At 37.8% G+C, this 14,434-nt stretch carries 15 protein-coding genes; 11 read left to right on the forward strand and 4 right to left on the reverse strand.

Going from position 1 to position 14,434, the window contains the following annotated elements; all coding sequences use genetic code 11:
• Positions 1-182: 182 nt before the first annotated feature.
• Positions 183-1,466, forward strand: coding sequence for an acyl-CoA dehydrogenase family protein (locus NE363_RS09980; RefSeq protein ID WP_445536377.1), 1,284 nt, complete (start codon positions 183-185; stop codon positions 1,464-1,466).
• Between the two features lie 21 nt (positions 1,467-1,487).
• Positions 1,488-2,693: an acyl-CoA dehydrogenase family protein gene (locus NE363_RS09985; protein ID WP_445534964.1), complete on the forward strand. Its 1,206-nt coding sequence runs from the start codon at positions 1,488-1,490 to the stop codon at positions 2,691-2,693.
• 115 nt (positions 2,694-2,808) lie between these two features.
• Here the strand turns inward: NE363_RS09985 and NE363_RS09990 are convergent, their stop codons facing one another.
• A complete protein-coding gene (locus NE363_RS09990; protein ID WP_445534965.1) occupies positions 2,809-4,032 on the reverse strand; it encodes an alkane 1-monooxygenase in 1,224 nt (407 codons plus the stop codon).
• A gap of 189 nt (positions 4,033-4,221) precedes the next feature.
• Between NE363_RS09990 and NE363_RS09995 the strand changes: the two genes are divergently transcribed.
• The gene (locus tag NE363_RS09995; RefSeq protein WP_019459031.1) at positions 4,222-5,169 is read left to right on the forward strand and encodes an AraC family transcriptional regulator; all 948 of its coding nucleotides are present in this window, start codon (positions 4,222-4,224) and stop codon (positions 5,167-5,169) included.
• A 39-nt stretch (positions 5,170-5,208) separates the two neighbouring features.
• Here NE363_RS09995 and NE363_RS10000 read toward each other — a convergent pair whose 3' ends face one another.
• The 3 genes from NE363_RS10000 to NE363_RS10010 all read right to left on the reverse strand — a co-directional run bounded on the left by NE363_RS10000 (position 5,209) and on the right by NE363_RS10010 (position 8,103).
• Positions 5,209-7,074, reverse strand: a complete 1,866-nt coding sequence (locus NE363_RS10000; RefSeq protein WP_445534966.1) for a SurA N-terminal domain-containing protein — start codon at positions 7,072-7,074, stop codon at positions 5,209-5,211.
• 131 nt (positions 7,075-7,205) lie between these two features.
• Complete coding sequence (locus tag NE363_RS10005) at positions 7,206-7,478, reverse strand: HU family DNA-binding protein (RefSeq protein ID WP_001043034.1); 273 nt, start codon at positions 7,476-7,478, stop codon at positions 7,206-7,208.
• Positions 7,479-7,647: 169 nt separating this feature from the next.
• Positions 7,648-8,103, reverse strand: a complete 456-nt coding sequence (locus NE363_RS10010; protein WP_004701909.1) for a phasin family protein — start codon at positions 8,101-8,103, stop codon at positions 7,648-7,650.
• Between the two features lie 210 nt (positions 8,104-8,313).
• Between NE363_RS10010 and NE363_RS10015 the strand changes: the two genes are divergently transcribed.
• The 8 genes from NE363_RS10015 to fdx all read left to right on the forward strand — a co-directional run bounded on the left by NE363_RS10015 (position 8,314) and on the right by fdx (position 14,426).
• Positions 8,314-8,961, forward strand: a complete 648-nt coding sequence (locus NE363_RS10015) for a hypothetical protein (protein WP_004701910.1) — start codon at positions 8,314-8,316, stop codon at positions 8,959-8,961.
• Between the two features lie 111 nt (positions 8,962-9,072).
• Entirely contained in the window at positions 9,073-9,546 is a 474-nt protein-coding gene (locus tag NE363_RS10020; RefSeq protein WP_004701912.1) for an Rrf2 family transcriptional regulator, read from the forward strand.
• Position 9,547: 1 nt separating this feature from the next.
• A complete protein-coding gene (locus NE363_RS10025) occupies positions 9,548-10,765 on the forward strand; it encodes an IscS subfamily cysteine desulfurase (RefSeq protein ID WP_004701914.1) in 1,218 nt (405 codons plus the stop codon).
• A 66-nt stretch (positions 10,766-10,831) separates the two neighbouring features.
• Positions 10,832-11,218 carry a Fe-S cluster assembly scaffold IscU gene (gene iscU, locus NE363_RS10030; RefSeq protein WP_002049835.1) on the forward strand — a complete coding sequence of 129 codons (387 nt, stop codon included), beginning with the start codon at positions 10,832-10,834 and terminating at the stop codon, positions 11,216-11,218.
• A gap of 30 nt (positions 11,219-11,248) precedes the next feature.
• The gene (iscA, locus tag NE363_RS10035; RefSeq protein ID WP_004701917.1) at positions 11,249-11,569 is read left to right on the forward strand and encodes an iron-sulfur cluster assembly protein IscA; all 321 of its coding nucleotides are present in this window, start codon (positions 11,249-11,251) and stop codon (positions 11,567-11,569) included.
• An 83-nt stretch (positions 11,570-11,652) separates the two neighbouring features.
• Positions 11,653-12,171 carry a Fe-S protein assembly co-chaperone HscB gene (gene hscB / locus NE363_RS10040; RefSeq protein WP_198071095.1) on the forward strand — a complete coding sequence of 173 codons (519 nt, stop codon included), beginning with the start codon at positions 11,653-11,655 and terminating at the stop codon, positions 12,169-12,171.
• Between the two features lie 38 nt (positions 12,172-12,209).
• Entirely contained in the window at positions 12,210-14,069 is a 1,860-nt protein-coding gene (gene hscA, locus NE363_RS10045; RefSeq protein WP_151683026.1) for a Fe-S protein assembly chaperone HscA, read from the forward strand.
• A gap of 18 nt (positions 14,070-14,087) precedes the next feature.
• On the forward strand, positions 14,088-14,426 hold the full coding sequence (gene fdx / locus NE363_RS10050; RefSeq protein ID WP_002049779.1) for an ISC system 2Fe-2S type ferredoxin: 339 nt from the start codon (positions 14,088-14,090) through the stop codon (positions 14,424-14,426).
• The last annotated feature ends 8 nt before the right edge of the window (positions 14,427-14,434 follow it).

Below are 14,434 nucleotides of genomic sequence, written 5' to 3' on the forward strand. Positions count from 1 at the left end.
AAAATTATTATTTTTAAGAACTAATTTTTATTTATAAAATCAAAAACATAAAATCAAGTCTATTTTATTTTTACCATTTATCTACTCTTTTTTTGAATGTCAGTAACGACATAGTTTTTTCTTATACTGCGTGTCAGCATAAAACAATAACAATGTGTTAGGACACCATAATCATGACAAATATGATCAATAAAGCCCAAGGGTTGGGTTTATCGCTGATCACAAAATTGGCTGGAAGCGATGTACTTGATCAACTCAAACTACGTAAATTTCTTGAAAAGTCTCTTTATCAAGGTTCAAAAGCTGGCTTCAGAGCATTAAGCCAAACTCAAAAAGCATTTAAACCTAAACAAATTCCACAACAACGACTACCTCAGCAAAAGAAAAACCTATTTGATTTAAGCCTAACTGAAGAACAACAAATGACTTCTGAAGCAATGTCTCAATTTGCTCAAGAAGTTTTACTAGCATTAGCTCATGATGCCGATCAAGCAGCACAATTTCCAGAAAGTCTTTGGCAATATGTTGAAGATTTAGGGCTAAATTATTACGCCCTACCAGAAGCACTAGGTGGAGTTGCTGCTGAACAAAATATTGTAAGTAACTTACTGATTGCTGAAAAACTAGCTGAAGGTGATTTTAGTCTTACAGCGGGATTACTCAGTACCTTTAGCGTTATTAATGCAATCACACGTTGGGGATCTGCCGAGGTTCAGTCAATGTATCTGCCATGTTTTGCTGAAGACTCAGACATTACAGCAACCTTTGCAGTACAAGAAGCAACTCCAGCATTTAACCCTTATGTTTTAAAAACAAAAGCTTTTCTTGAAAATGATCAATTTTACATTGATGGTGAAAAAACCTTAGTCATTTTAGGTGATTTGGCTGATGTGTTATTGGTGAGTGCTGACTTTAATGGCAAGCCAGATGTATTTGTAGTGCAAGTGGGTGACACTATTTCTATTAAGAACACTCCGGCAATGGGCCTCAAAGCAACAGAGACAGCTACTTTAAAATTTAGCCACGCACCTGCTCTACGACTAGGCACAACAGATTTTGATTACACAGCCTTTGTAGATTTGGGCAACTTGATGTGGTGTGCAATGGCTGTAGGTACATGTGAAGCTGTAAAAGCCTATTGTATTAAATATGCCAATGAGCGAACTGCTTTCGGAGAACCGATTTCACATCGTCAAAGTGTCGCATTCATGATTGCAGACATGGCAATTGAGATTGATGCTATGCGTATGCTGATTTTAAATGCAGCAAGTCTTGCTGAAGCAGGTAAATCTTTCCATCGTGAAGCATATTTAGCTCGTCTTCTTTGCGCAGAAAAATCCATGAAAATAGGAACAGATGGCGTACAAATTTTGGGTGGTCATGGCTTCACAAAAGAACACCCAGTTGAACGTTGGTACCGTGATTTACGTGCGACCGCAATTTTACATTCTGGCTTACATGCTTAAGATCAATCAGAGGACATTTTCATGAATTTACAAAATCCAAAAAAATTCAAAATGATGATTGATCAAGCACATGATGTTGCGATCAATGTATTACGCCCTATTTCCCGTAAATACGATAAAGCAGAACATGCTTATCCCAAAGAGCTTGATATGCTTGCTTCACTCATCGACGGTATGAACGAAGGTGGCGAAGGAATTAATGCAGGTGCGGCTGGTGCAAGCAAACGAGGTGAAACAGATGATGAAGGTGTCCGTAACGGCACCAACATGTCGACAGCACTAGGTATCATTGAAATGTGTTATGGCGATACTGGGTTATTACTCAGTATGCCACGCCAAGGTTTAGGAAATTCTGCCATCGCAGCAGTTGCAAATGATGAGCAACTAGAACGTTTTAAAGGTACTTGGGCTGCAATGGCGATTACTGAACCCGGCTGTGGTTCAGACTCTGCTGCTATCCGTACTACAGCAACTAAAGATGGTAATGACTACATTTTAAATGGTGAAAAGATTTTCGTAACCTCTGGTGAACGTGCAGACTCTGTGGTTGTCTGGGCTACACTCGACCGAAAACTTGGACGTGCAGCCATCAAATCATTTGTAGTGCCTAAAGGCACGCCTGGAATGAAGGTGGAGCGCCTTGAACATAAATTGGGAATTAAAGCTTCTGATACGGCAGTTATTAGTTTTACTGACTGCCATGTGCCAGCCGAAAATCTTTTAGGTAATGCTGAAGTCGATGTGGCTAAAGGTTTCGCAGGTGTAATGGAAACTTTTGATAATACACGCCCGTTAGTCGCTGCTATGGCCATTGGCTGTGCTAAAGCTTCATTAGAACGTATTAAAGAAATTTTTAAAGATCAGTTGGACTCAAATTACTCAACGCCATATTTGCAAACATCCAATCTTGCGGCACAAATTTACCGTATGGAGGCCGAATGGGAAGCAGCACGGTTACTCATGTTGAAAGCAACATGGATGGCTGACAACAAGAAACCAAACTCAAAAGAAGCTTCCATCGCCAAGGCAAAAGCTGGCCGCGTTGGTAATGAAATCACTTTAAAATGTGTCGAGTTGGCAGCAAGTGTTGGCTATAACGAGGATGAATTACTTGAAAAATGGGCACGTGACTCAAAAATTCTCGATATTTTTGAAGGTACTCAACAAATCCAGCAACTTATTATTGCTCGACGTGAGCTTGGTAAGTCTTCAAGTGAATTAAAATAAGAGCATTGCAAGGGAGTTTAAATTCCCTTGCTGTTTAGCACTACTCAATCTACAAAATAAAAACCCTCTAATCACCTGATTAGAGGGTTTGGTATTTCAGGAATATATTTTTTATTTATTTAGCTGGTGTAACTTCTAATGACTTATCAACTACACCGAATTTTTTAAAGATTTTTGCACGACGTTTTGGTGAAATATTTGCCTTATTTAAATCACCTTTGTAGTGATCAAATACACGCTTGTCCATCATTTTAAACCACAGTGAAGGAATTAATGCTGGTAGCAACATACTTGCATAACCACTTGGTAACTCAGGTGCTTCATCAAAATGACGCAGTGCCTGGAATGGACGAGTTGGATAAGCATGATGGTCTGAGTGACGTTGTAACTGATATAAGAACAAGTTTGTCACTACGTTGTTATTATTCCAGCTATGCTCTGGCATTGTACGTTCATATTGACCATTTTCTTTTTTCTGGCGCAATAAACCATAATGCTCAATGTAGTTAATAATTTCGAATAGACTAACACCGTAAAATGCTTGTGTTGCCAAATAAGGAATTGTGCCTTTACCAAAAATACCGACCATAGAAGCATGGAAAGCAGCACTCATACCCCAGCCTTGCAACAACTCGTTATCAAGTGACCAGAACTCTTTACCTTTACGTTTTAAACGGTTTTTCTCAATTTCAATTGCTGACTTGAAAGAACCAATAACTGTACGCGGCCAAAATTCATAGAATGTTTCACCCATACGTGAAGAAGCAGGGTCTTCAGGCGTTGCCGCACGCTTATGATGGCCGTATGGATGCTCAATACGGAAATGGTTGTAACCTGTAGGCACCAAAGCAAGATGAGATAAAATATGGTCAATACGATCATGTTTATGGCTTAGTTCATGAGCAGTATTAATCGCAATACCATTGATTGCACCCATTGAAATACCAAGTAAAATTTTATCTATAAAAGAAGTAGTTTTACGGCTTGTTAAATAACATGCATAAACGTTTGCTGCATATTGTAATGGGATAAAGCTCTTCACCAAACGTGAATAATACGGATCTTTTTCAAGAAGCTTAATTTCTTCGTCAGTTGGATTACGTGCATCTTTACCAATAATCGTATCAATTGCAGGAATCACAACATGTAATAAAAGTGGGCCACCTAAAGCAAATACTTTCTTTAATCGGCGTGGACCAAAATGGTAACCAGCTAAAATACCTAAACCAATTACAGGTAAAGCCGGACTAATCATCCATAAATAGCGCTTACGATCTATCTCACGCATAGACGCTGGCACTGGCATAAGTTCTTGCTGAACATTTACTGGTGCATTCATAGTCATATTTCCTTTTTCTATATATCTATATAGTTAAAGAAATACCATTTGCTTAACAGTTGTAACCGTCCAAAAAACCTATTTCAAAGTCTTTGGCATTTTCTTCCACTTTTTTGTCCTAAAAACACATGTTGATCTATTCTTACAGCTCACTATAATTTTATTAAAATAATGATTGATCGCGTAAACATGGATGCACTAAGTAAATTTTTTGATGATATCCACTTAAATAAGTCAGAATATATCTATATCAAAGCACAAAATGAATGGGCTTTTAAAACACAAGATCAATCTGCTTTACTTGCTTATATCGTTTTAACCGGTTCTGTATATATTCAAATAAATGCTTCAGAAAAAATAACAGCTAAGGCTGGAGATATTATTTTAATTCCCTCTGGAAAAGCTCACCATGCTACAGACTCAAAAGCGACTGCAAGTAAACTTGTAGATCCTGTAGATATTACTCCGTTATTTAACGGACATCGACAAGACCCGATTGAGCTCGGTTCAGCAGCATCTGAAAATACATTACTGCTCTGTTTACGCTGTCAAGTTGATACGCATATGGCAGGACCACTTATTAATGCATTACCACCTATCATGCATATTCAACGAGAGAACCAAACCACGCCTCCTGAATGGTTGCAAATAGGACTTTATTTTTTAGCAGTCGAAACACAAAAAATTCAACCTGGGCATGACAAGATTATCGATCATTTAGTGAGTATTCTTTTAATTGAATGTATTCGTGATCATATTCAACAAATGTCAGATCAGCAAAACTGGTTAGGTGCCTTAACTCACCCTGAGTTGAGTAATGCTCTATCAGCAATTCATAGTCAACCTGAAGCAAGCTGGACTGTTGAATCATTAGCTGAACAATGCTGCATGTCACGTTCTAAGTTTGCCAATCTTTTTAATAGTATTATTGGGGAACCTCCCCTTACTTATTTACAGCATTATCGCTTTCGTTTAGCAAGCCAATATCTGCGTACAAGTAATTTATCAATTCAACAAATTTCAAATAAAGTGGGCTATTCGTCAGAAACAGCATTTAGTCAGGCATTTAAAAGAGTATTTGATTTATCGCCTAAACAATATAGACAAAATTATATTGGCAGTAGTCTTGATCAGTAATAAAAAAAGCGCCGAAGCGCTTTTTTTATTACATAAGTTTTATTTGATTTTAGCGTGTGACTTTAAGTATTCGCTGTAATCTTCGAGTATTTGCTGACCGCGAGATTGGCGATAAAGCTGTTGTAATTGCTTTAACTGGTCGGCTGGCATAGCGTTTACGGCAGCTGAATTTACATTAGAGACAGCAACAACGACTAACTCATTTGGTAAGTTCGCTGTTGTAACAGACCACATACCAGGTTTTGGCGTAGGAACACTGAATGCTGCACGCTCAATTGCACGTTTCAAACCTTGTGAGCGAGTAAATACACCTGCAGATTCAAAAGGTACCTTATTTTTTGCAACAACCTGTTCAGCTGGCTGAGTTTTGAATTCAGTCAACATTGTAGCAATTTTTGCTTGAGCCGCTTTACGTGCTTTTTCATCGATTACTTTAGCTTTCGCTTCATTCATCGCTTGAGCAATTGGTTTAACACCAGCTGCATGATAGTCACGTACTTTAATCCAGACAGTATCGCCATTCGCTAATTGAATATTTGATGAAGCATTACGATCACCATTTTTCACATCATCGTTAAACAATTTAATTTTTACGTTTGGATCACTTAATTGCGGGTTTTGAGTAGCTAAAGTTACACCATTTAAAGATTCAATTTTTGTACCTTTGACTTGTTGTACAACTGCATCTAAAGAATCATTACCAACAATCGTTTCATTCAAACTATTAACGGTATCTGAATAAACAGTAGCAACTTTATTCTTTTCAACTTCTGCAGTTAAGCGTGACTTCTCAGCATCAAATGAAGGAATTTGAGTCGCTGGGGTTTCTGCTTCAATAATGTGGTAACCATATTGTGTTTTTACTGGCTGTGAAACTTGACCATTTTTCAAACTTAAAACAGTTTTATCAAATGCATCAGAGAAAATACCTGGTGCATATGCCTCAACTAAGCCACCTTTCGCTTTCGAAGTGGGATCTTCTGAAAACTGGGCTGCTGCTTGAGCAAATGAAAGACCACCTTGGATTTTTGCGTATACATCTTTAGCAAGCTTTTGGGCTGCTGCATCATCACGACCATCAGTCGTAATAAGAATATGTTTAACAACACGTTTAGCATCTTTTTGCTGAGATTCTACAAACTTCGCATAGGCTTGCTTAAGCTCAGCATCTGTTGCTGGTGCAGGCTTAGCCATTAAAGATGGAGATAAAACAACATAATCCACATCAACTGAAGCAGGCTGTTTAAACTCATTCTGATGTTTGTTGTAATAGTCAGTAGCTTCTTGATTCGATGCAGTTAAGCCAGTTTTATAACTGTCTAACTTGATACTAGCCAAATGTAATGTACGTTGTTCTGTTTGCAAATTCGCAATTTGCATTAAATCAACTTTACTTACTAAAGAATAATCTGAAAAAGTTGAAGTCAACATTTTTAAAGCGTGATCTTGACGCAAGCTCGCAATTAAAGCTTGGCTTGTCATACCAATCGAACGCAAATAATTTTCATATAATTTTTGTGAAAACTGGCCATTTTCTTGCAAACTTGGCTGTTGAGCCAACATTTGCTCGATTTGAGCATCACTTAAAGAGATACCGAGTTTTTCAGCTTGCTGAATGAGTAAATTACGAGATACCAATATATCAAGTGCTTTCGCTTGAATTACCGGTAAATTAAGTAAACTTTCATCACCCTTTACAGCAGCTAAATATTGTTCTTTATACCTTTGCGTTAAAGTTTCAAGGTCTTTTTTTGATATGTCCTGTCCATTGACAGTTTTTGCGACATCTGCCTTGTTTCCCCTATTAAAATATCCATTAATACCTACAAGCGCTAAAGGGGTCAAAAACAAAATTAAAAGGACTTTGCCTAGCCAACCCTTAATGACTGTACGAAAAGATTCCATAAGTATTCCAATATTTTATTTCGAGGAGAATTTTAACTGAAAAACCACAATGAATGAATGAGCAATATTGGTCAATTCAGATTTTTAATAAAAAACGCGCCTATATTGGCGCGTTTAATCATCTTAAAAGATTAAGCAACTGAATCTTTAAGACCTTTACCAGCTTTAAAACTAGGTACTTTTGTTGCTTTAATTTGAAGCTCTTCACCAGTTTTAGGGTTACGGCCAGTACGTGCAGCACGTTCTTTAACACTGAAAGTACCGAAACCAACTAAAGTTACTGTGTCACCTTTTTTTAGTGCTTCAGTAATAGACGCAATTGTCGCATCGAGTGCCTTGCCTGCATCAGTCTTAGATACTCCCCCTTTTTCAGCAATTGCATCGATTAATTCTGATTTATTCATGAATAAAACATCCTCTTAATATCGTTTGTTTAAGGTCCAAGGCTATAGTTTAAAAGGCCATGACGCCTTTATAGCAATGCTTTGGGGGAAAACGCAATACTAGAGCAGAGCTTTTAGCAAAAATAAATGCTAAAAAACTGTTATATATTTGCTAAATCCCTACATTTTTTTACTTTTCATTCAATTTTGCCTTCAATTTTTGATTTTCTTCAATTAAAGCATCAACCTTTATATGCAGTTGAACCAAGAGTTGTTCTATGTGCTGTAAGTCCTTAGGAGTAACTAAGCCAATTCTATTTAAAGAATGATTCACACTGGTATCTAAGATTTTTTCAACTTTGTCTTTGGTGTCAGAAACAGACTCTTTGGCTTTTTCGGTTACTTTACCAACAGTTGTATCTGCTAAGTCACCTGTTTTGGACTCAAGCTCTTCACCTACTTTGACTAGCGAGTCAAATAGTTTATTGCCTTCTTCTTCAGCACGAGAAAAAGCACCTAGACCTGCTAACCAGATCTGTTTAGTATACTTTCTAAAATCTAATGCCGACTTCCTAGAACTTTTTGATTTTAATTTATTTTTTTCTCCTTGCTCTTCTACTTGTGTTTCTATATTTGCATTATCCATTGATCTAAGCTCCTGATCGGATGAGACAGACGAAGTCTTATTTAACCACAAAATATTCTTATAATATCAAAGTCAAGACTTGATACATTTATGAAACTGTTCTACAAAACAATCATGTCATGTAAATATATTTAACAGGACATTATGCTAAGTTTGAGATAGGATGTCTCATTCCCTCAATTAATCTCTAATATTTAAGGATAAACTTTTATGAGTGAAACGCAACAAAGACAAAAACATCCACGTCTGTTGCTGAATATTGTTCTAATTATTTTAGAAACTTTTTTCTCATTTATTCTCACCCACGATGGTGTTCTTCGCTTGCAAGCGAAAAAGTTTATCGCTAATAAAATCACAATCCGCATTAATAGCTATTTGCCATTTTTCGACTTCTATGTGCAATTTACTGAGAAAGGCTTGCTATTTGATATTCACTCATATGACCGTCGTATTGACTTAGAAATAAATAGTACACTTATTGATCTTATCAAGATTTTCGCTTTCTCAAATCAACGCAGTTTAAACAACATGCGAATTGATGGAGATTCAGAAACTAAAAAAGAACTCATCGATTTAATTTCACATCTCACATTACCTAAACTTCTAGCAGACTGGAAACAATGGTTCAACACGCCAGATGACGAAGCTGAGACACTTGCTTCACGCAAAAGAATTGCCCCATTACTTGAAAAAATCGATCAACAACGTTCAGAGATCAATTCATTAAATGTAGAAATTAAACAATATCAGAATCGAATTGCACGTTTACAGCAACGCCAACGCAATATTAACTTGTGCTTTGGTATAATTAGCCTAATATTTTTTGCTTATTTGATATATAATTTATGGGCAGCATAACTCATTTTTTTCTATCTTGATCCTACACTTGAATTAAAAATAAAAAAACTTGACTATTTTAGTCGGGATTCATAAAATCCTATTATCTAGTCTTAACATGTGTATCGAATCATGCGCCTTACAACTCGCGGTCGCTACGCAGTGACTGCTCTACTTGATTTAGCTTTGCAGCCAACTGAACAAACGATCACGCTCGCCGAAATTGCCGCACGTCAATCTATTTCAGTTGCTTACTTAGAGCAGTTGTTCGCTAAACTTAAGCGTCATGGGTTAGTTTCTAGTGTTCGCGGTGCAAATGGTGGTTACCATTTGGCTCGAAACGCTGATGAAATTACTGTGTTAGAAATCATTGAAGCCGTAAATGAAACCGTTGATGCAACGCGTTGCGACCATAAAGGTAACTGCCAAAATGGTGCAATGTGTCTGACTCACGATTTATGGCAAGAACTCTCTCATCATATTGCCGACTATTTAGCCAAAATCACTCTTGCCGACCTCATTAGCCGAGACAACGTTCAAACTGTTGCACTACGCCAAAATGTGACTGGCATAGATTCAGCTCTTTTATCGGGTACAGGTATTTGATATGAAACGTCCAATTTATCTTGATTACGCAGCAACCACTCCAGTAGATCCGCAAGTTGCAGAACGTATGATGGAGTGTTTAACTTTCGACGGTACCTTTGGTAATGCTGCATCTCGTTCCCACGCTTATGGCTGGCAAGCAGAAGAAAAAGTTGAATATGCACGCGAGCAAGTCGCAAATTTAATTAAAGCTGACCCACGTGAAATCGTTTGGACTTCTGGTGCAACCGAATCAGATAACCTTGCTCTTAAAGGTGTAGCTCAATTCTACGCATCTAAAGGCAAACATATCATTACAAGTAAAATTGAACACAAAGCTGTTCTAGATCCTTGTCGTGAATTAGAAGAACAAGGTTTTGAAATTACTTACCTAGAGCCACAGCCACAAACAGGTTTAATCACTCCTGAGATGGTGAAGGCTGCCCTTCGCCCAGATACTATTCTTGTTTCTCTTATGATGGTAAACAATGAAATTGGTACAGTTACAGATGTAGCGGCGATTGGTGAGTTAACACGTGCCAATAAAACATTTTTCCATGTAGATGCAGCACAAGCAGCTGGTAAAGTTGATATCGACTTATCTACTATGAAAATTGACCTAATGAGTTTCTCTGCTCATAAAATTTATGGTCCAAAAGGCATTGGCGCATTATATGTACGTCGTAGCCCACGTGTTCGCTTAAAAGCACAAATTCATGGTGGTGGTCATGAGCGCGGTATGCGTTCTGGTACTTTGGCTACTCACCAAATCGTAGGTATGGGTGAGGCTTTTGAAATCGCAGGCAAAACCATGCATGCAGAACAAGAGCGTCTTCGTAAACTTCGTGACAAACTTTGGAACGGTTTACAAGATCTTGAACAAGTGTTCTTAAATGGCCACCCGACTCAAAACGTTGCAAACTATTTAAATGTCAGCTTTAACTTTGTTGAAGGTGAATCTTTAATGATGTCGCTTAAAGATGCTGCCGTATCAAGTGGTTCAGCTTGTACTTCTGCAACTTTAGAGCCTTCATATGTTCTTCGCGCATTAGGTTTATCTGATGAGCTTGCACACAGCTCAATTCGCTTTAGTTTTGGTAAATACACGACTGAAGAAGACATTGACCACGTGCTTACAATTACCAAAGCCGCTGTTGAGAAATTACGTGAACTTTCTCCGCTTTGGGATATGTACAAAGAAGGTATCGATCTTTCTACAGTTGAATGGGCAGAACACTAATTATTGAAATTAGTGTTTTAACCCTCATATTAATATTAGGCTGACCCCGAGGTTTGGAGAAGCGAAATGGCTTATAGCGAAAAGGTAATTGATCATTACGAAAATCCACGTAATGTTGGTGTTTTAGACAAAAACTCTGAAAATGTTGGTACAGGTATGGTGGGTGCACCTGCATGTGGCGACGTGATGCGTTTACAGATCCAAGTAAATGACAGTGGCGTAATCGAAGAAGCACGCTTTAAAACTTACGGTTGTGGTTCTGCAATTGCATCAAGTTCTCTTGTAACTGAATGGTTAAAAGGCAAAACTCTTGATGAAGCTCAAGCAATCAAAAATATTGATATTGCGACTGAGTTAGCTCTTCCACCAGTAAAAGTTCACTGCTCTGTTTTAGCTGAAGATGCGATTAAAGCTGCGATTGAAGATTATCGTAGTAAAAAGTCAAAAGCTTAATTTGTTACCATTATAAACGTTGGAGTTTTCATGATTCATTTAACTGAAAATGCTGCGACTCATATTAGCAATTACCTTAAAAACCGAGGTAAGGGTGAAGGCATTCGCGTTGGTGTGAAAACTTCTGGTTGTTCTGGGTTGGCTTATGTTCTCGAGTTTGTAGATGAAATCGATGAACATGATCAAACTTTCGAACAGTTCGGCGTTAAGGTTTTTGTAGATCCGAAAAGCCTAGTTTATTTAGAAGGCTTAGAAATGGACTATGTTAAAAATGGCCTTAATGAAGGGTTCGAATTTAACAATCCTAATAAAAAGGGTGAATGTGGTTGTGGTGAATCTTTCACTGTTTAATCCTCTCCTTTCCTTTTTCTCATTAAAACAGTGTCTATCAAGCACTGTTTTAATGTATTTAATTAACGCGGATCCCATTTCTAATGAATCATTTTGAGTTGTTCAATTTACCTGTGGCACTCGATATCGATTTGGCAAGCTTAAAATCAAATTTCTTGAGTTTGCAGCAACAATATCATCCAGATAAAGCCTCAGATAAAGATCAAGCATTGATCAAATCAAGTGAAATCAATCAAGCTTTTAAAACACTATCACAAGTAGATAGTCGTGCTGCTTATCTTTTAGCTCTTAAGAAGCAAGATCATCATCTTGATCAATCTATTAGTGATTTTGAATTTCTACAATCTGCTTTAGAACTTCGTGAACAACTTGACGAAGCGACAACAACTGAACATTTACGTACTTTAAAGCTAGAAGTACAACAATGGATTGATGGCCTGGTTCGTGAATTCAAAATTGATTACAGTGAAGAAGATTGGGCTGAAGCACGTGATACCGTACGTAAGTTACGTTTCTTTCAACGTGTTTTGAACGATATTGATAAAGCAGAAGATCAACTGTTAGATGAAGAAGACAACTTTGATTTAGACGATGATTTTTAATTTTGCTTTTTCTACTTTATTTTCAAGGGATTTAACTCATGGCACTTTTGCAAATTGCTGAACCGGGTCAATCCAGTGCCCCACACCAACATCGCATTGCGATTGGTATTGACCTAGGAACAACACACTCACTAGTTGCGACAGTGTTATCAGGCAAACCTAAAGTACTCAATGATGTTCAAAATAGAAGATTACTTCCTTCTATCGTTCATTATGGGGACAATACAACTCATTATGGTGAAGAAGCTAAGCCATTTATCATTGCAGATCCAAAAAATACGATTGTATCTGTTAAACGATTTATGGGTCGCTCAAAAGCAGATATTAAGTTTCAGCATCCATATGAATTAGTAGGCTCAGAAAACGAGATGCCTGCTTTTGAAACTCGTGCTGGACGTAAAACACCTGTAGAAATTTCAGCTGAAATTTTAAAACAATTAAAAGATCGTGCTGAAGACAGTCTACAAAATCCTGTTAATGGTGCTGTGATTACAGTTCCTGCTTACTTTGATGAAGCTCAACGTCAAGCAACTCGTGACGCCGCTCAACTTGCTGGTTTAAATGTATTACGTTTATTAAATGAACCTACAGCTGCCGCAGTTGCTTATGGATTGGATCAAGAAAGTAACTTAGAGACCGACCGTAACTATGTAATTTACGATTTGGGCGGTGGTACTTTTGATGTATCAATCTTGCGTTTTTCACAAGGCGTATTTGAAGTCTTAGCGACTGGTGGTCATACAGCTTTAGGTGGTGATGACTTAGACCGTCTAATTGTGAAATGGGCAAAAAAACAGCTTAGTATTGATGTATTAAGTAATGAAGACTATGCCGTATTTATAGTTGCAGCGCGTCAAGCTAAAGAACAATTATCTACTCAAGATTCAGTTGAATTAAAGCTGATTGATACAACTCTTACACTAGATCGCCCTACATTTGAAAGCATTATTCAAGTGGCTCTAGATAAAACCATTAGTGTTTGTAAGCGTGTATTACGCGATGCCAAGCTTGAGTTAACTGACATTCAAAATGTTGTTTTGGTAGGTGGTTCTACCCGTTCTTATGCGGTTCAAAAAGCAGTCCGTGACGTTTTTAATCAAGAGCCTCTCTGCACAATCAACCCAGATGAAGTTGTGGCTATTGGTGCCTCGATTACGGCAAATCAGTTAATCGGCAATAGTCAAGATGGTTCACTTCTTTTAGATGTGACTCCTCTTTCTCTTGGATTAGAAACAATGGGTGGTTTAGTTGAACGCCTAATTTCTCGTAATACAGCTATTCCTGTAGCCCGTCGTCAAGAGTTTACAACTTATCAAGACGGTCAAACTGCCATGTTAATTCATGTAGTTCAGGGTGAACGTGATTTAGTTGAACATTGCCGCTCATTAGGCAGATTTGTGCTTCATGGTATTCCACCAATGACAGCAGGCCAAGCTCGTATTGAAGTCACTTTCCAAGTTGATGCAGATGGTTTACTCACTGTTTCTGCTCGCGAAACAACTTCTGGTGTACAAGCCTATATTGATATTAAACCATCTTATGGTTTATCTGAAGCAGATACGGAACGCTTATTAATTGAAGGTTTTCAACATGCCGAAGAAGACAAAAATCTTCGTCACTTAAAGGAAACCAAAGTTGAAGCAGAACGTGAACTTGAGGCTCTAGAGCAAGCATTAAAAGTAGATGCAGATTTACTTGATGAAAACCAGCGTGAAGCTCTTAACTCTGCAAAAGAATCCTTGAAAACCCAGCTTGAAGGCAGCGATATCCAAGCGATTGAGCAAGCAGTTCAACAGCTTAAAGTACATAGTGATGCGTTTGCAGCACTACGAATGAATCGACATATTGACCATGCCTTAAAAGGCACAAAACTCGACGATTGGTCAAAATCAAACTAAAAGGTATAGGTGATCAATATGCCACGTATTAAAGTACTTCCTCATGCTCAGATTTGTCCCGAAGGCGCAGAATTTGAGGTTGAACAAAATGCAAATCTTTGCCAGAGCCTGCTCAACAAAGGTATCAAAATCGAACACGCTTGTGACATGTCATGCGCATGTACAACTTGCCATGTCATTGTTCGCAAAGGTTTTGATAGCTTAGAAGAAATGAATGATGTTGAAGCCGATCTTTTAGACCGTGCTTGGGGCTTAGAGCCAGACTCTCGCCTTTCATGCCAAGTTAAAATCGTAGATGAAGATCTTGAAATCGAGATTCCGAAATACACAATTAACCATGCATCAGAAAATCATTAAAATATAAT

The sequence above is a fragment of the Acinetobacter sp. G18 genome (genome assembly GCF_052660225.1).

Bases quoted from the DNA above. Each gene is read 5' to 3' on its own strand.
- NE363_RS10000 (WP_445534966.1), bottom strand. From the start codon at position 7,074: ATGGAATCTTTTCGTACAGTCATTAAGGGTTGGCTAGGCAAAGTCCTT.
- fdx (WP_002049779.1), top strand. From the start codon at position 14,088: ATGCCACGTATTAAAGTACTTCCTCATGCTCAGATTTGTCCCGAAGGC.
- NE363_RS10025 (WP_004701914.1), top strand. From the start codon at position 9,548: ATGAAACGTCCAATTTATCTTGATTACGCAGCAACCACTCCAGTAGAT.
- iscU (WP_002049835.1), top strand. From the start codon at position 10,832: ATGGCTTATAGCGAAAAGGTAATTGATCATTACGAAAATCCACGTAAT.
- NE363_RS10015 (WP_004701910.1), top strand. From the start codon at position 8,314: ATGAGTGAAACGCAACAAAGACAAAAACATCCACGTCTGTTGCTGAAT.
- NE363_RS10005 (WP_001043034.1), bottom strand. From the start codon at position 7,478: ATGAATAAATCAGAATTAATCGATGCAATTGCTGAAAAAGGGGGAGTA.
- hscB (WP_198071095.1), top strand. From the start codon at position 11,653: ATGAATCATTTTGAGTTGTTCAATTTACCTGTGGCACTCGATATCGAT.
- hscA (WP_151683026.1), top strand. From the start codon at position 12,210: ATGGCACTTTTGCAAATTGCTGAACCGGGTCAATCCAGTGCCCCACAC.
- NE363_RS10010 (WP_004701909.1), bottom strand. From the start codon at position 8,103: ATGGATAATGCAAATATAGAAACACAAGTAGAAGAGCAAGGAGAAAAA.
- NE363_RS09980 (WP_445536377.1), top strand. From the start codon at position 183: ATGATCAATAAAGCCCAAGGGTTGGGTTTATCGCTGATCACAAAATTG.
- NE363_RS09990 (WP_445534965.1), bottom strand. From the start codon at position 4,032: ATGAATGCACCAGTAAATGTTCAGCAAGAACTTATGCCAGTGCCAGCG.
- NE363_RS09985 (WP_445534964.1), top strand. From the start codon at position 1,488: ATGAATTTACAAAATCCAAAAAAATTCAAAATGATGATTGATCAAGCA.
- NE363_RS10020 (WP_004701912.1), top strand. From the start codon at position 9,073: ATGCGCCTTACAACTCGCGGTCGCTACGCAGTGACTGCTCTACTTGAT.
- iscA (WP_004701917.1), top strand. From the start codon at position 11,249: ATGATTCATTTAACTGAAAATGCTGCGACTCATATTAGCAATTACCTT.
- NE363_RS09995 (WP_019459031.1), top strand. From the start codon at position 4,222: ATGGATGCACTAAGTAAATTTTTTGATGATATCCACTTAAATAAGTCA.